Consider the following 20,461-nt stretch of genomic DNA (forward strand, 5'->3'; position numbering starts at 1 on the left):
AGACAGGCTTCATTGCCGCTTCAAATGAATACGCCATTGTATTCATGAAAGTTTAAATTGTAGTACCGCAAAGCCGGAAGCTTTGTCGGTGTGTTACCGCTACTATACAATGCCGAAACATTCATGTCAACATACTTAACATAAAAAATGAACATTTGTGCGTATCGACAGTTTTGCATGATACATGTTATATATAATAACAAATGAGATTCGTTCGTAGGGAAGAGGAGGATGACATGCGTTCTCTGTTAGTGATCGACAATCCCGGAGGAAAAGCGGAAGCGTTGCCGCTGGAACAAATGCTGGAGTCATACGGTTATTCCTTATTGTATGCAAGCTCGGATGAGACAGCCAAAAACCATCTAACGAAAGCCGATGCGGTCATTTTTCATCTACCGTTAGGCGAAGTGAAGGCATGGGGTAACCGGCTCCTGCAGCGCAAGAGGCTTCCTATGCTCTGGTGGTGCAGCGCGGATACGGCAACGATGTCCGCCGCCTTTTGCGAGGATGATCTGCCGATCGACGGCATGCTCACGCCTTCAATGAGCGAGCAAGAGCTGCACTGGGCGCTTCACTTCGGCTCGAAGGCCTGCTTCGAGCGGCAGCAGTGGCTGAACGAGCGAAAGCAGCTGGAGGCGCGGCTGGAAGAGCGGAAGTGGATTGACATGGCGAAGGGTATCCTATGTAAAATAAAGCAGGTATCCGAAGCGGAAGCCTACGACCTGCTGCGCAAGCAAGCGATGAATGAGCGGAAGCGGATCGTGGATGTGGCGACATCCATCGTGAAAGTCTATCAGCTGCTGCAAGAGCAGAAATAAAGGGGTGCTGACGATGTTTACTACACTATTAAAAGAAGTCGGCCGCGGAAAAAGAGGCGCCAGGGACTTAACCTATGAAGAGGCGCTGGAAGCGGCCGACTGGATCATGAGCCGGAAAGCGACCCCTGCCCAGATGGGCGCCTTTTTTATTGCCGAACGGATTAAGATGGAAAGCGTAGAGGAGCTGGAAGCGTTCGTAACCGTATGCCGGAACAGCGCCTACCGCGCTCCCATTCAGGAAGGATTGGACTGCGCGGGACCTTACGACGGGCGGGTAAAAACCTTCTTCGCTTCCTTCGCTACAGCCTTCCTGCTCGCTTCGGCCGGTCTTCCCGTTACGCTGCACGGCGCCAAGTCGCTGCCGCCGAAATGGGGCGTAACCCTGCTGGATATGCTCGCCGAGCTGGGCATCGGCAAATCCCAGCTTACGCGGGACCGCGTTGTGCAGGCTGCAAAAGCAACCGGCGTGCTGTTTGTGGACACCGAGGAATGGTGCCCACCGCTGGGCGAGCTTCGGGGCATCCGCGAGGAGCTTGGGATGCGTACGGTGCTGAACACCGCGGAGAAGCTGATCGACTTCTCCCACTCGCCGTACCTTGTCTTTGGCGTTTTCCATAATACCGTCTTTGACCGGATGAGCAAGCTGCTCACCGATTTGAAATACCGCCGCGCCCTTATCGTGCAAGGTTCGGAGGGCTCCGAGGATCTGTTCGTCGAGCGCCCTACCCGCACCTATATCGTTGAGGATGGCGAGGCGCGGTTGCACGTCATTGATCCGGAGGAATTCGGCTTGGAGGCGACGTTGCCGGAGAAAACGCAATGGAGCGCTGCCGAGCAGATCGAGACCGTCGAGGCCGTCCTGCAAGGCAAAGCCCACATCGGCTACGTGAACCAGGTTCTGCTGAATGCGGCGGTTCGGCTCCGTCTGGCTGAACGCGCCGAATCCGTCGAGGAAGCGTTGTACCAATGCAAAGCGCTGCTCGAGAGCGGGGCTGCGTGGGAACGTTACGCGGCTTGGCGCAGCAGCCTGCTCGGCGAAGGAACACCCTCCCCGATCGGCAGTGTGAAGTAAGGTAACATGCGCGCTGGCGCTGCAGTTGGGCAGTTGGGCAGCCCCCACCTCCCTCTTAACCTAAGATGAACATAATTAAGAGCTTCTGACGGCCCAAACGGCCGGTCGGAAGCTCTTTTTCTATATCATTAGCTACGTCCAACGCAGCCGGAAGCTAACGCTAATGGTAGGTTAAGTCTCTAAGGACTTTAGCCTACTAGAAAAGTCGCAAGAGGCGGCGGATTGCTGCAGTTAGAGGCGGCTTAAGGTCCCTAGGGGACTTTAACGTCCAGAAGAAGTAGCTAGTTTTCATGGTTAAGGTCCCCAAAGGGCCTTAACGCAACGATTAGCATCCCCGTAGCGGCATAAACTGCCACAGGCGAGAAGATAAGGCCCTGCGAGGGAGTTAAACGCCAGCACCAGGGCAAAAAAAAGCGGCGATAAGACCCCGACAGGGTCCTATCGCCGCCCAACAATGGCGCCACGCCTCAACCCGCGCAGTCCTAGCGCGAGCGCGCCCGCCGTACGAGCAGCGCATAGCTGAGCACGGCCGCGGTCTCCGCCGCGGCGATAACCATCCCCATCGGCAGAGCGGCTTCGCTGCCGCCAAGCCCCACAAGCGGCGCCATGCAGGCGCCGAAAACAAAGGACAGCAAGCCAAGCAGCGCCGATGCGCTGCCTGCCGCCTGCTGCTGGTTCTGCATCGCAAGCGAGAAGCTTGCCGTCTGCACAATCCCGACGCTTGCGACGACGAAGAATAAAGGCACCAGCACGGCGAACAGCCCCCAGCCGGCTATAATCGAGATCAGCAGCGCCAGCCCGCCCGCAAACGCGAGGCTAAGCCCGGCAACAAGCAGCTTTGGTGCGCTCACCTTGCCGGCAAGCCGCCCGGCGATCTGGCTGGCCGCGATAATACCAAGCCCGTTAATGGCAAAGCATAGGCTGTAGCCCTGCGGCGAGACGCCAAACAGGTTCTGGATCACAAACGGCGACCCCGAGATGTAGGCGAACATCGCCGCTACCACAAAGCCCTGCGTCAGCGCGTAGCCCATAAAGACGCGGTCCGTCAGCAATCCGCGGAATTTCGCCAGCATATTGCGGACTCCGCCCTGCGAGCGGTTCCTCTCCTGAAGTGATTCCTTCATCCCGAACCATACCGCCGCAAACATCACCGTGCCAATCACGGTCAGAACAATAAACACGCCGCGCCATTCCGTCCATTTCAGAATTTGTCCTCCGGCAATCGGAGCCGCGATTGGGGCTACCCCGTTCACCAGCATCAGCATCGAGAAGAACCTTGTCATTCCCGCTCCCTCGAACAAATCCCGGACAACCGCACGCGAAATAACGATTCCCGCCGCGCCGCCAAAGCCCTGCACGAAACGCAGCAGGACAAAGGTCTCAATGGACGGCGCCGCCACGCATAGAATCGAAGCCGCAATATAAACAATGAGTCCAATTAATAAAGGCTTGCGCCTACCCCTGACATCGCTGATCGGGCCAATAAACAGCTGTCCCAGCGATATGCCCAGCAGGCAGGCCGTTAAGCTAAGCTGGGACATCGACGTCCCCGCGCCGAAATCACCCGCAAGCTCCGGCAAAGCCGGTAAATACATATCGATCGATAGAGGAGCAAACGCAGACAACGAGCCAAGCAGCAACGCCATCCCTAACACCGCTCTCGGTGCCTGCGCCTGCGCCGAATCCTTATCTTTCCCCATTTAGACAACCACTCCAGGACCGTTTTATCGCAACCATTCTAATGACGATTCCGGGCCCTGTCAAGGAAACAAAAAAGAGGATGCCCCTATAGGCATCCTCCCGAGCGATCCAGCTATTCGGCCGTATTGACGACAGCGCTCAGCTTCACGGAATCATTCAGATTCACGATCAGAGGAAGCATCCGCTCCCCGCTGATCATTGGGGATTGGCACAACACGCAGGTCGGCGTTTGGTCAAAAGAGAAGTTGGCCCGCATCCAGCCATTGCAGTCCTCGCTTGCGCATGACCAAATTTTCGTGATGACCTCCGGAATATCTTCCTGAATTTTTTTTCTGTTATACATAGGTATGTATGCCTCCTTTTGCACATTAATCTGGTACGGACTCCATAAACCCCGTCACTTTAGAGTGCCTATAACCGCCAATTTCATACATAAAATTTCTAAGCGGAAGAGCAGACGCAAAAAAAGCTCTCCCGCCTCCGTCAGGAAGCGAAAGAGCTTGAACTATGTAAGATTATACGTCGTTTTTCCATGGTACTTCATTTATAGCTTATAGCCGAATTCATTCGGAATATATTCAATGCAGGATACCGCAATAAACGTCAGCTTCTCCCCGGCTGCATCGTAATTGACCGTATCCGCCGCAACCGAATACCAGATCTTCAGCGTCGGGCGACCGTCGTCGTATGTCCGGAAAATAAACACGTTCAGCTCCTGCTTCCACTTCAGAATCTCTTCTATTCCGGCATGCTTTGGCGTATGCACGTCGAATTGCCACTGCCCCGCTTCATGCGTCACCTCGTAAGCCACCGATTGCTTGGATGAATCCACAAAAGTCCTGCCGCCTACGGCGTGTTTGATAAGTAACTGTTCTTTCATGGTTGAACCCTCCTAAAAAGCATATAGCTCTCTTTCAGCCGCATTTCGCAAGCATGCCTTACGGCAGATCAATCAGCATTACAAAGGCGGATTCTTCGGCGGACAGCACGAAATCGGGCTCGAATTCCGCGCGGATCGAATCTTTGGGTCCCATCGCAATGCCATTCACGTTCAGATTTCCTTCCAGCACCATAACAAAGGCGCGGCGTCCGGTTTTCTGATTAAAAAAGATCCTTCTGCCCGGCTGCAGCCGGCCCAAATAGATCGTCATATCCTGATTAATGCTTGCCGTATCTCCCGCGCCATCCGGCGTCACAACCGGCAGCAGCGCATTCTGCAGCTTCGCTTCATCGTAGCTGACCATTTCGTAGGAGGGAGCGAGCCCCCGTTCTTTCGGCATAAACCACAATTGCAGGAAGGTGCCTTCCTCTGTATCTGAATCGTTGTATTCCGCGTGAATAATTCCCGTTCCCGCCGACATGCGCTGAACTTCGCCTGCCGATGTTACTTCGATATTGCCAAGGTTGTCTTCATGCTTCAGTCTTCCCGTCAGCGGAATCGTCACGATCTCCATCTCGCTGTGCGGATGAGCGCCAAAGCCGCGCCCCGGTGCGATCGTATCATCGTTTAATACCCGCATGACGCCAAAGCTCGAGTTATCGGGATCGAAGTACTCCCCAAACGAGAAGCTCATCGCGCTGCGGAGCCATCCCAAATCGACAGAATGGCGGGCACTTGCCGGAAAATGTTTCATCATCGAAAAAAACGCCTCCTTTTTCAATCAATATTCCGAGCCATATCCTCCTTTTATTGTAACCTCGGGCAGACAGGTATACCAAAAAAAATATACCGGACAGGCTCGTACAAACACCTTATGTAATCGTAATGGTAAGTGAAAATATAGGGCAATCTAACGACAGGAGCTGAAAAATAGGGAGTGTGAACGGGCGATGGACAACAAGGATGATCTCGTTACGGAGAGAGATATCGATCCGAAATTCGGCTTATTTACAGAGGAGATGCCGCAAATCGTCTTGCCGGATGCAACAAGTAAACTGATCGATAGGTATCCGAAAAAGGGCGCAGCAGCGCCGCCTCCCAGCGGACCGGCTGACGGCTCGCGGTAAGGAGCTATAACAAGTATAGCACTTACGGAGTGAGGTATACAGCCCCTTACGGCGAAATATCGCCAAATACGGGAAATTAAAAGGACGCATCAACCTGTGCAAACAGGTAATGCGTCCTTCTTCTTTTAACCCGCACGGGATATTATTTTGCCGAAACCGCAGGCGAATCGTTAACCCCCGCTGCAGGCAGCGTCGGATATAGCTTCTTCGATACAAGCGTTTGAATGATCATAAACGTTCCCCCGACAACCCAATACAGCGGAACCGCAGCCGGAGCGCTGAAGGAGAAAATCCCCATCATCACCGGCGAGAGCAAGCCTAGCATCGCCATTTGCTTTTGCTGGGCAGAATCCACGCCAATCTGCGATACGCGGAACTGCACGTAATAAATCGCTGCTGCCAGGAACGGCAGAATGTGATCCGGCGTGCCGAGCTGGAACCACAGGAACGAATGCTGGGCTAGCTCCGGCGTCATCTTGATCGCGTAATAGAGGCCGGTCAGGATCGGCATCTGAATCAGCATGGGCAGACAGCCTATCGCCATCGGATTAAACTGATGCTTGCTGTAGAGCTCCATCGTTTCTTTTTGCAGCTTGGCCTGGTTCTCGGGCGTCTTCTCTTTGTACTTCTCTTTCAGCTTGTTCAGCTCCGGCTGAATGACGCTCATCTTCTGCTTCATGCCTTGCTGGCCTTTATACTGCCGCAGCATCAGAGGCAGAAGGACGATCCGCACGAGCAGCGTCATGACGATAACGGCCATGCCGTAGCTGTCGCCAAAGAAGGAAGCAATGTGCTGAATCAGATACGAGAACGGAAAAACGACATAGTGGTTAAAAAAGCCCGGCGTATCGGAATCAATCGTTCCTTTGGCGCCGCAGCCGCTGACGATCACAAGGATCGCGATCGCTGCGAGAATTCTGTATTTTTTAGTAAAAGCGGTGAATGCATTGTTTTTGCTCATAATAGCCTCCTCGTTTGTGTGCGTGCTCGGTAATCTCCACAAACGAAGCGCGACAATCCGCAGATTCACCATCCGGTGCTTCTTTACGCTTAATCCTTCGGGCCAGCCAATGCTGGATCCTCTCCAGCCTGCTGATGACCACGACAATCGGAATAATCGGCTCCCATACAACCCGCTTCTGCAAGGTATTAAACTCCGCGTCAACGCTCTGATGGGCGAAATACGCCAGATAAGCCATCGAACATAAAATACTGATCGAGAAAAAATACGGGATTAAATCCTGCAGCTCTAACAATGCATTCACCTCCTTATCGTAATTAGCATTGTAAGCATTGCTGCTTGCTTTCCTCTAATACGGCTGCAGCCGGCATACGTTTCTTCTCCCGGCCCAAAGTCCAGTGCAAATCCCATCTCGGGACGGTTAAGGCGAATGTCCGCCGGCGCTACAATGAACTATGACTATATTATCACATCGCGGACAGGATAGCTTCCTTGGCTTCTTGGAATCCGATGCACTATTTTCCGCGGCAAAGTCCGGGACGGAGGAATCGATTGTATGTATTTTGCAGCTATTAGCGTGGCAAGGGGCTTCCTGCTTCTTACCCTGCTGCTCGCCTGGATTGCCGGCAACAAGGCGTCCGCCCTGCTATTCAGCGGTTCAGAGGCGAATTTAAACCGAAAAGCGCATAAATTAATAACCTGGGCCGTCTTCTTGTCCATTTCCTGCGCGGGCGTTCTTGCAGGCATCATATGGCTTATGGCGGTTACGGATTCCGTCTTCTGGCGGGACCGCCTGCTCATCCCGCCCGTCCTGATTGTTCCGATGCTGATGATATGGCTTGGCGCGTTCCCCCGCCTTCGCCGCATCCGGCAAGCGACGATGCGCAGGACGGAAGCGCCGCTTGACGTCAGACTGCTGAGCCGGGCTTCGCAGCCCGCGCTTGTTGCGCCTTACCAATTCGTAGCGCTTGGCTCCCTGACCGGCCTGTATTGGACGTTCACGACCACGATTCCGTTCGACGTCATGAACGGAACCATCCCGCTGGTACTGCTTCTTATCGCCGGGATGGTTCTCTGGCTGACGCATCTTAACCGCAGCTCAAGAGTAAGCTTGACCGGAACAAAGCCGGTTAACCGTCCCCTGATGCGGTTCCTGCGACGGATGGCCGTATTCGCGGTTGTTCTGGCAATAGGAAGCATCCCGTTTTACGGCGCGTTAGAAGCCAGCAAGCTGCCCGAGAAGATCTCCATGACGGATGGTCCGATGGATAACGGAACGGGTACGGCACTTGCCCATGACCATCACAGCGGTGCCGTTACGGCATCGGCAGAACCCGTGAAGGAGATCTCCGTCGACAGTCTGACAGGCCCCGCGGAAGGAAAAGCCGATGTTTCGTTTACGCTAACTGCCGAGAAGAAGACCATTACGCTGGCTTCCGGACGAACGGTAGAAGCCTGGACCTATAACGGTCAGACGCCCGGACCGGAACTGCGCTTCAAGAAAGGGCAGCTGGTCGAGGTCAAGCTGATTAACAAAGATATCGAGGAAGGCGTAACGCTGCACTGGCATGGCCTTGACGTTCCCAATGCGGAGGACGGCGTGGCCGGAGCAACGCAAAATGCCGTCATGCCCGGCGATACCTATACGTACCGGTTCGTAGCCAATCAGGTCGGCACCTTCTGGTACCATTCCCATCAGGATTCGCAGGAAGCCGTGGAAAAAGGGCTGTTTGGCCCGCTGGTGGTCGAGCCGGAGGAAGGAATGCCTCCAAATACAAAAGACATCACGGTGATGACCCATATCTGGGATAACCGGGGCGTTGCCATCGGGGATAACGAAGGCATCCAGCATACAAAGATCGCGCCGGGAACTCCGGTACGTCTACGCCTCATCAATACGGATGACTGGGTCCGACAGTCTTATGCGCTGCTAGGAGCCTCCTTCAAAGTGGCGGCCATTGACGGAACGGAGCTTCATGAACCGCAGGATCTGAAAAATGTTAGACTTGATCTGATTACGGGCGGCCGATACGACTTGACCTTCACCATGCCGGACACGCCGGTAACCTTAAGCGTGGGTCCGGGCGGCAAGCTGGGCATCGTGATGAGCCCGGACGGGCAAGGCGATTTGCCAAAGCATGCAGCTGACATGCCGATCTTTGACCCGACCCATTACGGGACGCCGGCTGCAACGCCTTTTGACGCAAACAGCCATTTCGATCGGGAATTTACGATGGTGCTGGATAACCAGCTTGGGTTCTTTGACGGCAAGCTCGCGCTTAACTATACGATTAACGGCAAAGTGTTCCCGGATACGCCGATGTTTATGGTCCGCGAAGGCGAGCTTGTGAAAACAACGATTATAAACCGCGGCGCCGTTGAGCATCCGATGCATCTTCACGGGCATCATATGCTGGTCCTGTCGCGGAACGGCGAAGCCGCAGACGGCAGCCCCTGGTGGACCGATACGCTTGATGCAGCTCCTGGAGAAGTCTACGAAGTCGCTTTTGCAGCCGATAATCCGGGACTGTGGATGGACCACTGCCATAATCTCGCCCATGCGGCGGCAGGCATGACGATGCATTTGATGTACGAAGGCATTACATCTCCGTATACGGTAGGTACGGCTACGCATAATCATCCCGAATAATAACGAATGAGAAGACGCGAGGCTGGTCCTGTGCAGGAACAGTCTCGCGTCCTTTATTTATTATTTATGATCTTCCCCTTCGCGGAGCAGAGCGATAAACGCTTGAAGCGGCTGCGACATCCATTTGCGGGGATGAATCAAATACTGCAGGTCAAAACGGATTTCCGGATGGATGAACGGGAGAGCCGCTAATCGTCCCTGCTTCATATCTTCCGCAACTACCATGCGGGGCAGCAATGCGAGGCCTAGACCGTTCACGACGCATTGCTTCACCGCCTCCGGATTGCCGAGCTCGAACAAGGCGTTAAAGGCGATCCCGCCCTGCCGCAGCACCTTCTCGAACATTCCCCGGTACACGCAGCTTTCCTCCGACATGATAAGCTCCATGCCGCTCAAATCTTCCAGCTCAATCCGGGAGTGATCGGCAAGCGGATGGCCTGCCGGCGCAGCTAATACCAGCGGTTCTTCGCGCAGCGGCCGGCATTCCAGCGACGCATCGGCGGGCTTGGCGTCAAGCAGCAGACCGATATCGTATTCACCGTCCTTCACCTTGCTGATAATGTGCGATTCGCGGTCCGGCTGAAGCTGGATGGTCAGCTCGGGAAACAGCTGGCGCAGCTTCTGCAGGTATGGAGGCAGGAAATAAGCCGCCAGCGAATCGATAGCGCCGATCACAAGCGTACCTCCCGCATAACCCGCGACCGTTTCCTTCGATTGCTCATACAGCTCCAGCATTTGAACGGCCAATGCATACAGCTTCTCGCCGGGCGGCGTCAGGCGCATTTGTCTGCCGAACCGTTCCAGCAGCGGCGCTCCGTATTCCTTCTCCAGCTTCTGAATCTGAATGGTTACGCTGGACTGCGCATAACCAAGCTCTTCCGCGGCACGCGTAATACTCCGCCTTCTCGCTACCTCGCAAAAGGTCTGCAAATAAACCAGCTCCATGCTCCCACCTCGGCTTGTATCTAATTATTGAAATTATTGATGCCAGTCATGAATCATTATAGATAACTGTAATACTTCAACCATGCTACAGTAAAGACAGAATTCATAAATCAAACGGGAGGCGCTGGAAATGCTAACGGAAATGACAGGAATTTACGTACCGGTGGTAACACCTATGGGGGCTGGCGGAGAAGTGGATATCCGCTCATTCCAATCCTATGTGAAGCAGCTGGTTGAGGATGGCGTAAACGGGATCGTGGTAAACGGAACAACGGGAGAATCCCCGACGGTCACGCTGGAGGAAATGGCGGCTCTTACGGCAGCCGCGCGCTTGGTCTGCGGGCCTATGAACCGTCCGGTCATTGTTGGGACGGGAACGAACGATACGGCTTCCACCGTGAGGAAAACCGCAATTGCAGGAGAGCTTGGCGCGGATGCCGCCCTTGTTGTTGTGCCCTATTACAGCCGTCCTTCCCAGGAGGGCATCATCGAGCACTACAGACAGGCAGCAAGCACGGGCCTGCCGATCGTGGCTTATGAGATTCCTTCGCGCACGGGAATATGCCTTGCTCCGGATACGGTCCGCGCCATTCTGGACCTGGACGGCGTCATCGGGATCAAAGACAGCTCCGGCGGAATCGAACTGATGATCGAGCTAGCAAGCAGCGGGGATCACAAGCCGGTCTTATGCGGGGAAGATCTTTACTTTCATGCTATGCTCTGCTGCGGCGCAGCCGGCGGCATGCTTGCATCCGCTAGCGTCCGGACAACGGCTTTCGTAGAGGTGTATGAGCAGTTCATGCTAGGCCAGCTTGAAGCAAGCAGGCAGGCCTTCGGCGCTCTGCTTCCCTTAATCCGTCTGCTGTTCCGGGAGCCGAATCCCGCTCCGTTAAAATATCTTCTTGCCCGGCAGGGCCGCATAGCCTCTGAGCATATCCGCTTGCCGCTTACTCCGGTGTCGGAGGAGCTGCGGCAGCAGCTGAATGCCTGGCTGTAGCCTCTAGCCGGCCGGAATAGCTTCCCACAGCGGGGAATGAGTAAAGCCTTCCATCGACCGAATCGTATAAGCCGGATGCGGGCTTGCCAGCTCGGCCATGTCTGCTTTGCGGTCAAACGGCTTTACTTCCATAACGGCGATTCCGGAGCCCACCGCATGGTCAATGCCTGCCGCGATCGCGGCGGCATGGCCGCAGCGGGCCGACAAATAGATCGCTCTCACGCGGATATCCGCCGCGCAAAAGACGCGCAGCATATCAGCCGACCGGTCTGTGCTGTAGTTATCGACAAAAATAAATTCGTAGCTGGCGGCGGCAGGCTTCATGATTTGCTTCAGGCGCTTATAAGCGCCAAACAGCGATTCCTCGTCATTGCAGACCGGCACGATAATCGAGTAGGTAACTGGCAGACGCGTCATTTTCCCCATCCCCTTCGGACAAAATGTTGCTCTATACTGCTACTATAATCGATACAGCTTAAATTCCCCTTAATTTAAGTATAAGTAAACGCTTTACTTTTATGTCAAATATAGCACGACAAGCCTGATTCGCATATAGCTTGTAATGCCCACATTTTGCTATACTAACTGCAACATTCATTTGATCCAAGAAAAGGGGATGACCTTAACAATGTTATACAACCGGCTGGGAGGAAGCGGACTGAAGGTATCCGCGTTAGGCCTCGGTACAAATTCCTTTGGTTCGCGGGCAGACGAAGCCGCTTCGGCGCGCATTCTTCACGCGGCCATCGACCGCGGAATCAATTTTATCGATACGGCTAATATTTACTCGGCAACGGCTTCGGAAGCCATCATCGGCGCAGCGCTTGCGGGCAGACGCCATGAGGTTGTATTGGCAACCAAAGCCGGGCTCGTCAGAGGAGAAGGTCCCAATGCAAAAGGCTCCTCCCGCTACCATCTGATGCTGGAGCTGGAAGACAGCTTGAAACGGCTCAAGACCGACTACGTTGACCTGTATCAAATTCACACCTTTGACCCGGAGACACCTCTCGAGGAAACGCTGCGGGCGCTCGAGGATATGATCCGATCCGGGAAAGTCCGGTATATCGGCGCCTCCAACTATGCCGCTTGGGAGCTGATGAAGGCTCTTGGACTTAGCGACCGCCTTGGCCTGAACCGGTTCGTTTCCACTCAGACTAGCTATTCGCTGGCTGACCGGACGCCGGAGCGCGAGCTTGTGCCCCTGTGCCTCGATCAAGGCGTAGGCATTATTCCTTACTTCCCGCTGGCAGGCGGAATTTTGACGGGCAAATACCGCGCGGGCGAGGAAGCTCCTGAAGGTTCCCGTGCTGCGACCAACCCGGGCTTCACGCGTTTCTTCGGCGAGAGCAATCTTGCGCTTGGAAGCCAGGTCAGCGAGCTGGCAGGCAAGCTTGGCTGCTCTGCCAGCGTCTTGTCCCTGGCTTGGCTGATGAAGCAGCCTGCCGTCTCAACCGTTATCGTTGGCGCTACAAGCACGGAGCAGCTGGAGCATAATCTGGGCAGCGTGGAGCTTCCGCTTGATGCGGCGGCGCTGGACGAGCTGGATACATTAAGCCGTTCATTCCGTCATGGCGAACCGTTTGCGCTATACCGTTTGCCTTAGGCAAACGGATTCGCACGGGCAGGCATCAAGAAGTCTTCAGTTTTTGGATGAAACAGGATATTGACTTTTATACCTACTGAAAGGTAGAATGCGTACATGAACAGTAACAAAAACACGGCTGATTTGATCCTTGATACCGCCCAGGCGCTTGTGCAGGAAGTCGGATTTAACGGCTTCAGCTACGCTCACATTGCTGAGAAGATTGGTATCCGCACAGCAAGCATCCATTACCATTTTCCGAATAAGGAGGATCTAGGGGAAGCGTTGATTACCCGGTATCATAAGGGATTCCTGGCTACCGTCGCTCAAATTGACGCCGATACGCAGAACAATCTGGACAAGTTACGCAAATACATCAATATCTTCAGTATCCCGGTCGATAGTTATTGCACCTGCCTGAGCGTTATGCTTTCTTCGGATCTGGCTACCCTTTCGGAGAAGGTTGGGGCAAAGCTGGCGGATTTCTTTACCGCCAACTTAGCGTGGGTGGAGCGCGTTCTGGAAGAAGGCCGCCGTGAAGGTCATCTGCGTTTCGAAGGCTCGGCCAGCACGCGGGCGCATCTGATTTTGGCTTCCCTTCAAGGGGCGCAGCTGCTTGCAAGAAGCTACCGGGATGCAAACCGGTTTGCGATTATTGCCGATGGAGTTCTATCCGCTTTAGCTTAACGGGCAAAGCGGATCTTTTTCACTACTCTACCTACCTTTCAGTAGATAGACAAAACAGCATTTATACCAACAAACGAATGGAGAGAAAATCAATGAAAACACTCGTAATCGTAGCGCATCCTAACCTGGAAGCATCCAACTGGAACAAAGCATGGGTCGAGGAGCTGAAGAAGCAAGGCGATATCACGATTCACGATCTTTACAAGGAATATCCAACCGAGAACATCGACGTTCAGCGCGAGCAGCAGCTTGTGGAAGCGCATGACCGCATCATTTTCCAATACCCGCTCTACTGGTACAGCACGCCGCCGCTTCTAAAAAGATGGTTCGATTCCGTGCTGCAGTACAATTGGGCTTACGGTCCTGAAGCTACCGCAACGAAAGGCAAAGAAATCGGGGCCGCGATCTCGACTTACGGCACGGCGGATTCGTATCAGCCAACCGGTTCCAACGGCTTTACGCTGGAGCAGATCTTAGCGCCGCTTCAAGCGAGCGCGCGTTTCATCAGTGCCGTCTACCTGCCGCATTTCACGGTCAACGACACATCCGATGTAACGCCGGAGCGTCTGGCCCAGAGCAGCAAAGCCTACGTCGAACACCTTAGAACGGTTAAACCGCTGGCGGTGGCCAAATGAAAAGCGTAACGATCGACGTTTTTATGGATACGGTATGTCCTTGGTGCCGAATGGGGGATGCTAGCCTCAGAACCGCGCTCAAGGAGCTTCCGGAAGGCGTAAACGCTACGGTACGATACCATGCGTACCAGTTAAATCCGGGCATTCGCAAGGAAGGCGAGGACTACCGGAAGGTGATGATCGGCCGATTAGGCGGAGAAGCGCAATTCGAAGCGAGAATGAAGCAGTATAACCAGACCGGCGCTCGTTTCGGCCTGAATTACAATATGGATCTCGTAAAACTTACGCCAAATACGGAATTGTCGCATCAGTTGATCGCGATAACGCCGGAGCACCTGCAGTCGAATTTGATTTTGAACCTGTATACGGCTTATTTCGAACAAGGATTGGACATTGGCAATGTGGACACGCTTGTGGAAATAGCGCAGACAAGCGGAGTCGCGTATGATCGCGAGGATCTGAAAACCCGACTTATCAAAGGGGAAGGACTTGATAAGGTAGAGGAAGGACAGCGCGACGCGCAGCAGCTTGGTATCCGGGGCGTTCCTTTTTACGTGATAAACGAGAAATATGCCCTATCCGGTCTGCAATCCCCTTCTGATTTGGTCCATGCCTTCATGCAGGATTAATAGATCAAACAATAGCCTTAAAAAACTAAAAGGAACGGAGAAGATGATTATGCCTATCGTAAACATTCAAGTCACGCGTGAAGGCACGTCGCCCGAACGAGATTCGATTACCGCGGAAGAAAAAGCCGCCCTTATTAAAGGCGTCAGCGAATTGCTGCTGAACGTACTGAATAAGCCGCTCGAGTCCACCTTTGTCGTTATTGAGGAAGTCGATACCGATAATTGGGGCTGGGGCGGTCTGCCCGCTCTGGAGTATCGCCGCAAGGTAGCTGCCGAGAAGGCTGCCTCCAAAGAATAAGAATTAAGAATGAGCTTCAAACCGCAGGCTGTTCACCCCGCAATCCCATGACGAGGTGGACAGCTTTTCTATTAAGCCTGCTCCGGCCAGCCCTTTCGCTCCCGCAAAATTTGGATAAACACCTCGGCCGCCTTCGTATGCTGTTGATGCATTCCGGTGAGAAGCGAGAAATCGCGTTCCACCGGCCTGCCGCCAACGGTCAGCCTGCTGACGGTGCCAAGCGCGATCTCTTTGCGCACCGCCCAATGGGACAATAACGAGATGCCAAGGCCCGCCTCGACGGACTCCTTGATAATCTGTGTGCTGCCGAATACCATGCGGTTCTCCGGACTCAAACCCTGCTCAAGAAACATCCGATCGGTCACCTCCCGCGTCCCCGAGCCCTCTTCCCTGACGATCCAGGTCTCCTGCTGCAGCCTTACGGCATCAATATCGTCAGCCGCGGCAAAAGGATGGGACGAAGCCGTCACGACGTACAGCCGATCCTTGGCCAAAGACTCCGCGTACAGCTTCCCATGCTCCAGCTCGCCTTCCACAATGCCGATATCCAGCTGCCCTCCGGCAACTAGAGAGCTGATCTCCTTCGTGTTACCGATTGTAATGGTCAGCTTAATAAGCGGATAGTGCACCTGCAAATAAGCAATGGCATGCGGCAGCACGTATTCCCCAAACGTATAGCTGGCGCCAATGGAAAGCATGCCGCTGGCGTTATGCATCAGATCGTCCACCAGCCGCTGCATGCGGGTATACAATGCCTCTATTTCTTTGCCATGCTTATACACAATCTCCCCTGCTTTGCTTAACCGGACATGCTTGTTGCTTCGGTCGAGCACCTTGGTTCCGATGTTGCTCTCCAGCGCTTGAATATGCTGGCTGACTGCCGGCTGGGTCATATGAAGCGCCTCTGCGGCACGCGTAAAATGACGCGTCTCCGCAACCGTCATAAACACGAGTAACGACTGATCCACGCTTTTAATCAACCTCCAATCATAAGTAATTCATTATTATAATTATTATAACTATTTATTTTTCTTATCGTAAAGATCTGGTTAAACTAAACTCATCAACCAACAACAAACGTCGAGGTGACGACAGATGAGTACGTTAACCCATTCTACCTTTACTCCTAAAAATAAACGTTTCCTTCAGCCGCTGAACTGGCTGTGCGGCCTGCTGCTGACGGCCGCAATTGCAACAGCCGCCTATGAGCTGGCCCGCCTGCCGGGACTTGATCGTCTCGGTCAGATGGCCCTGGCGCTGACGGGCACCATTATCGTCCGGCAATTTCTAGGATACCCGGAGAGACTAAGAGCAGGCATTCAATTCGCTTCGAAGCATCTCCTTCGGCTCGCAATTGTATTATGCGGACTGCGGCTGAATATCAGTCTGCTGCTCCACCAAGGTCCGGCCCTCCTGCTGCAAGGCGCCGTTACGATCATCCTTGCCGTAGGGTTAACCCTTGGCATCGCCCGTCTGCTGAAGGCCGATGCTCCGCTGTCCCTGCTCCTTGGCATCGGCACCGGCATATGCGGAGCGGCGGCAATCGCTGCCGTATCCCCCATTGTGAAAGCCCGCGACGAAGACACCGCGGTCAGCGCAGGTCTGATCGCCTTAATCGGTACCGCCGCCGCTATCGGCTATACCGTTCTACAGCCGCTGCTTCCGCTTACTGCCGGGCAATACGGAATATGGAGCGGCCTTACGCTCCATGAGATCGCCCATGTGCCTCTGGCTGCGGCCGCAGCCGGCCAGGACGCCATTAACGCCGGTCTGCTTGCGAAGCTAAGCCGGGTGCTGCTGCTCGTACCGGTCAGCTTTATTCTGATGCTGATCATGAAACGCAGGAACAAGGGCAATAACGCCTCTGGAGCAACCATTGCCTTCCCGTGGTTCCTGCTTGGCTTCGCGGCTATGAGCCTCTTCGGGAGCCTGTCGCCCGGCACACCTCTAGAGCTGCCGGCCCATGTAACCGATCAGCTGCTGAATGCCCCGTCGTTCCTGCTTGCGATGGCTATGGTTGGCCTTGGCCTGAACGTGGATCTGCGAGCCCTTAAAGACAAAGCGCTGCGCCCGCTTGCCGCGATGGCAGCCGCTACCGTGCTGCTCTCGGCTGCGACTTACCTGCTTGTCCACTATGTGTATTAATAAAGAAGCTGGCCGCCCCCTTGCACGGGTTGCGGCCAGCTTTTCTTATCCTTGCAGCGCCTTGCGGACGCTTAATATATATTTGGACTGATCCAGCGGATTCACGCCGCGCCGTGTCCGTTCCGCCTCTACATCGGGCGGGCACTCTTCATACCCCGCGAAGAAGGTCGCCATCGTGCCGCGCCCCTTCGTGAGCGAGTTCAGCTCCATCGAGTATTCGAGCGACGTTGCCGCCGGCACGCGCCCTTCGATAAGAAGCCGGTCGCCTTGCAGCGTTGGCGCCTCGAACGTCCCCCGCATAAGGACAATATCATTCATGACGCGGCCTCCGTTCTCCTCCGGTACAACGATTCGGAATTGGAGCACCGGCTCTAGCAGCTTTGTGCCCACCGAATCCAGTCCGTTCATAATGGCCATTGGCGTCGCCACGACAAAATCAAGCGGATGCGTATGCCACACATGATGCTGGCCTTCGATCAGCGTAACCTTCAGGTCAACGACCTCCCAGCCCTTCAGCCCCTGCTGCAGTGCCTCCGGCACGCGTCTTGCCACCTCGTTCTGGTATTGCGGAAGCAGATCCTCCGAGCGGACAAACGCTTCGTAACGAAGCCCGCTTCCGCGCTCGCCCGGTTCAATGCGGAACCGGAGGATTGCCCAGCAAGGCTTCGGCATCAGATACGCGATATAGCCTTCGCCCGGCTGGCTTGGCGTCTCCTTGTAGATGACCGACGGCTGGCCGAAGCTCACCTGCAGGCCATACCGGTTCTCGAGCACGCTTGTCAGAATCTCGAGCTGAATCGGGCCCATCACCTTCACGTGCAGCTCCCGCTCATCCTGCAGCCACTGCACGTCCAGCAGCGGATCCTCGTCCGACAGCTCTTGAAGCGCCGCCACAACGGCGGGATACTGCTGCTGATCGGCCCAATGCGCCTGTACCGTAAGCAGCGGCACCGCAAGCCGCACTTCCTCCGGCACGGCACCCGGATCGCCGATAATATCGCCGATCCTCACATGCGACATGCCGCATACGGCCGCGATATCGCCTGCTTCCAGCGTGCCAAGATCCTCCGAGCGGCTGCCCTCCACCTTGCGGATTTGCGTGACCTTTTCCTCGATATTCTGCGTATGATTCCGGATCACGTCCCGGTTGCGCATCGTCCCTTCGTACAGCCGGACAAAAGCCATGCGCCCCATCGTCTTATCGCGCTCGATCTTGAACACAATACCGGACAGCGGCGCTTCCTGATTCCCGCCTGGCTCAGGCAAATAATCGATGACGGCATCCATCAGCTCATTTACGCCGATTCCTCTTCCGGATGCGCCGTACAATACCGGGAACAGCTCCGCCCGCTTCGTCATTCCGGAAGCATGGCTTTTCCAATCCTCGGCTTCGCCGCTTATATATTGCTGAAGCAGCTCCTCATTCCGTTCCGCAATCGCTTCCACCAATGCGGTTCTTGCTTCCTCATCGGCATCCGTTCCCCACGAATCCGCAGAGCCCGCGAACTGCTGCTCGTTTCCGATCGGATACTGTACCTCTATCAAATCCGGAGTCAGATAGCTGCGGATATCCCGCAATACCGCTTCGCGGTCAGCGCCGATCCGGTCCATTTTATTGATATAAATAATCGTCGGAATACCCAGCTTGCGCAGCGCGCTCCAGATCATCTCCGTTTGCGCCTGCACGCCTTCCACCGCGGATACGATCAGCACGGCGCCGTCCATCACCCGAAGCGAACGCTCCACCTCCGACAGGAAATCGACATGCCCCGGCGTATCCACAAGATTAATCGTTGTATCCCGCCATACGAAGGAGGTGGTTGCCGCCCGTACCGAGATGCCCCGCTCCTTCTCCACATCCAGCCAATCCGTTAATGCCGTCCCCGCGTCTACGCTGCCAAGCGCACGCGTCCGTCCGCTGACAAACAGCATATGCTCGGTCGTTGTTGTTTTCCCCGCATCCACATGCGCGAAGATGCCTACGTTGCGCCGTCCGGCGCTGCTTCTGCCCGTCATTGCCCTGGTTCTCCATTTCTTCCGCAGCCTGCGGCATGCTGTACCTGCTTCTTCCTACAGACTAACGCAACCTGAACGGATGGACAATACCAAAAAAACAGCCCATCCCCGGATGAGCTGTTCCTTTATAAAAATTAAAAGGTGCGGTAGAACCGTCTCGCGCTTTCCTTCTCGGCAAGCGGCAGCCGAAGCTCTACGGGCAGCATCTCCGGGAAAGCCTTATGCGGCTCGCGCTGATACCAATACGCAACGGACGAATAGTCATTGGCCTGACAGTTGGCATGCCCGTGTTCGATGCTGAATCGTATGGATTTTCTGAAAATAATCGGATCAGTTATATGATAGCGGTATTGCGTCATTTTGCCGGAATAATCGTTAAACGAAATCGTATTGCTCTCCTTCCACGCATCGCCGTTCTCCCGAATCGGGGCGTATAGCGACAATCCGTGATAAGGCGCGTAATATTGACCGGACGGATAACCCCAAGCGGCGCAGAAATAATCCTCCGTCCCCGTGCCATGCAGGCGCGGCGGCCAAGGCTCGCCGTCAATGAAGAACATGTCATCCCCTTCGCCCGGCCAGCTGAAGCCCGGAACGGGGTTGATGTGATCAATGCTCAGGTTGCAGCCTACGTAATGGCCTTCGCCTTCGGCATCCAGCAGGACGTAGTTCTCGTCGCCCGTCAGATTCTTCATCTCGCTCACCTTATCGTCTTGCGCGTAATTCGGCTTATGCTGCCGATCCTGCTCCGCCTTAAGCTGGTCAAGATCCGCCGTACCCTTGGTCGGATTCTCCCTTCTCCATGAGGCATGGAAATAGAAGCTGTCCTCGGACACCGGCTGCTTCACGTAGTCCACGTAGAAGTAAAGCACCATATCGTTCTCGCATTCGTTGACGATCTCGATCCGCGCGCTTTGGCGGAAGGGCATTTCGAAGAAGCAGTTCATGGCCGCTTTATTCTCCACCACGCCTTGGGTCGTAATCATATTAAGCGGCATGGACACATAGTGGCTGGCCACGCCATGCCCAACCCCAAAGAAATCGCCAACGGGGGAATCCACGCTAGGCTCGGCTTCTCCGTCCCAATACATGCGGATCAGCACTTTGCGGAAGGCGTATTTGTCCCGGGCGCCAATCGTCATCCAAATATGCTTGATAATGCCGGAGCCTTCGATATCGGAGATCACCGCCGTCGTTCCGGCTTTAATCTCCAGAAAATCCCGATTGCCTCCGGTTCTGTCCCAACTGGAATCGCGATGGGAAGTCCCTTCCCTGCGCAAATACAATTCGTGCATCCTAACCGCTCCTTTTTAAGCAG

At 54.7% G+C, this 20,461-nt stretch carries 22 protein-coding genes; 11 read left to right on the top strand and 11 right to left on the bottom strand.

Going from position 1 to position 20,461, the window contains the following annotated elements; translation table 11 throughout:
- Positions 1-236: 236 nt before the first annotated feature.
- Together ACR9FF_RS28815 and ACR9FF_RS28820 are read left to right on the top strand one after the other, a co-directional pair.
- Entirely contained in the window at positions 237-818 is a 582-nt protein-coding gene (locus ACR9FF_RS28815) for an ANTAR domain-containing response regulator (protein ID WP_435167378.1), read from the top strand.
- A 13-nt stretch (positions 819-831) separates the two neighbouring features.
- Complete coding sequence (locus ACR9FF_RS28820; RefSeq protein WP_435167381.1) at positions 832-1,890, top strand: anthranilate phosphoribosyltransferase; 1,059 nt, start codon at positions 832-834, stop codon at positions 1,888-1,890.
- Positions 1,891-2,372: 482 nt separating this feature from the next.
- Here the strand turns inward: ACR9FF_RS28820 and ACR9FF_RS28825 are convergent, their stop codons facing one another.
- From ACR9FF_RS28825 to ACR9FF_RS28840, 4 genes are all read right to left on the bottom strand, one after another.
- Positions 2,373-3,590: a multidrug effflux MFS transporter gene (locus ACR9FF_RS28825; protein WP_435167386.1), complete on the bottom strand. Its 1,218-nt coding sequence runs from the start codon at positions 3,588-3,590 to the stop codon at positions 2,373-2,375.
- Between the two features lie 113 nt (positions 3,591-3,703).
- Complete coding sequence (locus tag ACR9FF_RS28830; RefSeq protein WP_127496152.1) at positions 3,704-3,934, bottom strand: cold-shock protein; 231 nt, start codon at positions 3,932-3,934, stop codon at positions 3,704-3,706.
- Between the two features lie 201 nt (positions 3,935-4,135).
- The gene (locus tag ACR9FF_RS28835) at positions 4,136-4,471 is read right to left on the bottom strand and encodes a hypothetical protein (RefSeq protein ID WP_435167390.1); all 336 of its coding nucleotides are present in this window, start codon (positions 4,469-4,471) and stop codon (positions 4,136-4,138) included.
- 58 nt (positions 4,472-4,529) lie between these two features.
- Complete coding sequence (locus ACR9FF_RS28840; RefSeq protein WP_435167393.1) at positions 4,530-5,228, bottom strand: pirin family protein; 699 nt, start codon at positions 5,226-5,228, stop codon at positions 4,530-4,532.
- Positions 5,229-5,421: 193 nt separating this feature from the next.
- Between ACR9FF_RS28840 and ACR9FF_RS28845 the strand changes: the two genes are divergently transcribed.
- The gene (locus ACR9FF_RS28845; RefSeq protein WP_164775514.1) at positions 5,422-5,598 is read left to right on the top strand and encodes a hypothetical protein; all 177 of its coding nucleotides are present in this window, start codon (positions 5,422-5,424) and stop codon (positions 5,596-5,598) included.
- A gap of 142 nt (positions 5,599-5,740) precedes the next feature.
- On the opposite strand, the gene yidC is transcribed toward ACR9FF_RS28845, so the two are convergent.
- Both yidC and ACR9FF_RS28855 read right to left on the bottom strand, forming a co-directional pair.
- Positions 5,741-6,559, bottom strand: a complete 819-nt coding sequence (gene yidC / locus ACR9FF_RS28850; protein ID WP_127496155.1) for a membrane protein insertase YidC — start codon at positions 6,557-6,559, stop codon at positions 5,741-5,743.
- A complete protein-coding gene (locus tag ACR9FF_RS28855; RefSeq protein WP_435167397.1) occupies positions 6,525-6,854 on the bottom strand; it encodes a hypothetical protein in 330 nt (109 codons plus the stop codon). Before ACR9FF_RS28855 ends, yidC begins: the two co-directional genes overlap by 35 nt.
- A 261-nt stretch (positions 6,855-7,115) precedes the next feature.
- Between ACR9FF_RS28855 and ACR9FF_RS28860 the strand changes: the two genes are divergently transcribed.
- A complete protein-coding gene (locus ACR9FF_RS28860; RefSeq protein WP_435167400.1) occupies positions 7,116-9,209 on the top strand; it encodes a multicopper oxidase family protein in 2,094 nt (697 codons plus the stop codon).
- Between the two features lie 60 nt (positions 9,210-9,269).
- Here the strand turns inward: ACR9FF_RS28860 and ACR9FF_RS28865 are convergent, their stop codons facing one another.
- Positions 9,270-10,154, bottom strand: coding sequence for a LysR family transcriptional regulator (locus tag ACR9FF_RS28865; protein WP_435167403.1), 885 nt, complete (start codon positions 10,152-10,154; stop codon positions 9,270-9,272).
- 130 nt (positions 10,155-10,284) lie between these two features.
- Between ACR9FF_RS28865 and dapA the strand changes: the two genes are divergently transcribed.
- Positions 10,285-11,151, top strand: a complete 867-nt coding sequence (gene dapA / locus ACR9FF_RS28870) for a 4-hydroxy-tetrahydrodipicolinate synthase (RefSeq protein WP_435167406.1) — start codon at positions 10,285-10,287, stop codon at positions 11,149-11,151.
- Between the two features lie 3 nt (positions 11,152-11,154).
- Here the strand turns inward: dapA and ACR9FF_RS28875 are convergent, their stop codons facing one another.
- Positions 11,155-11,568, bottom strand: a complete 414-nt coding sequence (locus ACR9FF_RS28875; protein WP_435167409.1) for a glycosyltransferase — start codon at positions 11,566-11,568, stop codon at positions 11,155-11,157.
- Positions 11,569-11,779: 211 nt separating this feature from the next.
- Here ACR9FF_RS28875 and ACR9FF_RS28880 point away from each other — a divergent pair, with 211 nt between their 5' ends.
- The 5 genes from ACR9FF_RS28880 (at position 11,780) to ACR9FF_RS28900 (ending at position 14,982) form a co-directional block, all read left to right on the top strand.
- Positions 11,780-12,754 (top strand): aldo/keto reductase, encoded by a 975-nt coding sequence (locus ACR9FF_RS28880; RefSeq protein WP_248756641.1) that lies wholly within the window; start codon positions 11,780-11,782, stop codon positions 12,752-12,754.
- Between the two features lie 96 nt (positions 12,755-12,850).
- A complete protein-coding gene (locus ACR9FF_RS28885; RefSeq protein ID WP_435167412.1) occupies positions 12,851-13,420 on the top strand; it encodes a TetR/AcrR family transcriptional regulator in 570 nt (189 codons plus the stop codon).
- 92 nt (positions 13,421-13,512) lie between these two features.
- Positions 13,513-14,055: an NAD(P)H-dependent oxidoreductase gene (locus tag ACR9FF_RS28890; protein WP_127496163.1), complete on the top strand. Its 543-nt coding sequence runs from the start codon at positions 13,513-13,515 to the stop codon at positions 14,053-14,055.
- Complete coding sequence (locus ACR9FF_RS28895) at positions 14,052-14,684, top strand: DsbA family oxidoreductase (protein WP_435167417.1); 633 nt, start codon at positions 14,052-14,054, stop codon at positions 14,682-14,684. Before ACR9FF_RS28890 ends, ACR9FF_RS28895 begins: the two co-directional genes overlap by 4 nt.
- 49 nt (positions 14,685-14,733) lie before the next feature.
- Positions 14,734-14,982: a tautomerase family protein gene (locus ACR9FF_RS28900; RefSeq protein ID WP_127496165.1), complete on the top strand. Its 249-nt coding sequence runs from the start codon at positions 14,734-14,736 to the stop codon at positions 14,980-14,982.
- 71 nt (positions 14,983-15,053) lie between these two features.
- On the opposite strand, the gene ACR9FF_RS28905 is transcribed toward ACR9FF_RS28900, so the two are convergent.
- Complete coding sequence (locus ACR9FF_RS28905) at positions 15,054-15,950, bottom strand: LysR family transcriptional regulator (protein ID WP_435167420.1); 897 nt, start codon at positions 15,948-15,950, stop codon at positions 15,054-15,056.
- A gap of 127 nt (positions 15,951-16,077) precedes the next feature.
- On the opposite strand from ACR9FF_RS28905, the gene ACR9FF_RS28910 reads away from it, so the two are divergent.
- Positions 16,078-17,127, top strand: coding sequence for a YeiH family protein (locus ACR9FF_RS28910; RefSeq protein ID WP_435167423.1), 1,050 nt, complete (start codon positions 16,078-16,080; stop codon positions 17,125-17,127).
- A gap of 45 nt (positions 17,128-17,172) precedes the next feature.
- On the opposite strand, the gene ACR9FF_RS28915 is transcribed toward ACR9FF_RS28910, so the two are convergent.
- Positions 17,173-19,143, bottom strand: a complete 1,971-nt coding sequence (locus ACR9FF_RS28915; RefSeq protein ID WP_435167426.1) for a GTP-binding protein — start codon at positions 19,141-19,143, stop codon at positions 17,173-17,175.
- A 134-nt stretch (positions 19,144-19,277) separates the two neighbouring features.
- Entirely contained in the window at positions 19,278-20,438 is a 1,161-nt protein-coding gene (locus ACR9FF_RS28920) for a glycoside hydrolase family 172 protein (RefSeq protein ID WP_435167429.1), read from the bottom strand.
- Between the last annotated feature and the right edge of the window lie 23 nt (positions 20,439-20,461).

It is taken from the genome of Paenibacillus glycanilyticus, from assembly GCF_051200795.1.
Classification (GTDB): Bacteria; Bacillota; Bacilli; order Paenibacillales; family Paenibacillaceae; genus Pristimantibacillus; species Pristimantibacillus glycanilyticus.

Bases quoted from the DNA above. Each gene is read 5' to 3' on its own strand.
- ACR9FF_RS28815 (WP_435167378.1), top strand. From the start codon at position 237: ATGCGTTCTCTGTTAGTGATCGACAATCCCGGAGGAAAAGCGGAAGCG.
- ACR9FF_RS28820 (WP_435167381.1), top strand. From the start codon at position 832: ATGTTTACTACACTATTAAAAGAAGTCGGCCGCGGAAAAAGAGGCGCC.
- ACR9FF_RS28825 (WP_435167386.1), bottom strand. From the start codon at position 3,590: ATGGGGAAAGATAAGGATTCGGCGCAGGCGCAGGCACCGAGAGCGGTG.
- ACR9FF_RS28830 (WP_127496152.1), bottom strand. From the start codon at position 3,934: ATGTATAACAGAAAAAAAATTCAGGAAGATATTCCGGAGGTCATCACG.
- ACR9FF_RS28835 (WP_435167390.1), bottom strand. From the start codon at position 4,471: ATGAAAGAACAGTTACTTATCAAACACGCCGTAGGCGGCAGGACTTTT.
- ACR9FF_RS28840 (WP_435167393.1), bottom strand. From the start codon at position 5,228: ATGATGAAACATTTTCCGGCAAGTGCCCGCCATTCTGTCGATTTGGGA.
- ACR9FF_RS28845 (WP_164775514.1), top strand. From the start codon at position 5,422: ATGGACAACAAGGATGATCTCGTTACGGAGAGAGATATCGATCCGAAA.
- yidC (WP_127496155.1), bottom strand. From the start codon at position 6,559: ATGAGCAAAAACAATGCATTCACCGCTTTTACTAAAAAATACAGAATT.
- ACR9FF_RS28860 (WP_435167400.1), top strand. From the start codon at position 7,116: ATGTATTTTGCAGCTATTAGCGTGGCAAGGGGCTTCCTGCTTCTTACC.
- ACR9FF_RS28865 (WP_435167403.1), bottom strand. From the start codon at position 10,154: ATGGAGCTGGTTTATTTGCAGACCTTTTGCGAGGTAGCGAGAAGGCGG.
- dapA (WP_435167406.1), top strand. From the start codon at position 10,285: ATGCTAACGGAAATGACAGGAATTTACGTACCGGTGGTAACACCTATG.
- ACR9FF_RS28875 (WP_435167409.1), bottom strand. From the start codon at position 11,568: ATGACGCGTCTGCCAGTTACCTACTCGATTATCGTGCCGGTCTGCAAT.
- ACR9FF_RS28880 (WP_248756641.1), top strand. From the start codon at position 11,780: ATGTTATACAACCGGCTGGGAGGAAGCGGACTGAAGGTATCCGCGTTA.
- ACR9FF_RS28885 (WP_435167412.1), top strand. From the start codon at position 12,851: ATGAACAGTAACAAAAACACGGCTGATTTGATCCTTGATACCGCCCAG.
- ACR9FF_RS28890 (WP_127496163.1), top strand. From the start codon at position 13,513: ATGAAAACACTCGTAATCGTAGCGCATCCTAACCTGGAAGCATCCAAC.
- ACR9FF_RS28895 (WP_435167417.1), top strand. From the start codon at position 14,052: ATGAAAAGCGTAACGATCGACGTTTTTATGGATACGGTATGTCCTTGG.
- ACR9FF_RS28900 (WP_127496165.1), top strand. From the start codon at position 14,734: ATGCCTATCGTAAACATTCAAGTCACGCGTGAAGGCACGTCGCCCGAA.
- ACR9FF_RS28910 (WP_435167423.1), top strand. From the start codon at position 16,078: ATGAGTACGTTAACCCATTCTACCTTTACTCCTAAAAATAAACGTTTC.
- ACR9FF_RS28915 (WP_435167426.1), bottom strand. From the start codon at position 19,143: ATGACGGGCAGAAGCAGCGCCGGACGGCGCAACGTAGGCATCTTCGCG.
- ACR9FF_RS28920 (WP_435167429.1), bottom strand. From the start codon at position 20,438: ATGCACGAATTGTATTTGCGCAGGGAAGGGACTTCCCATCGCGATTCC.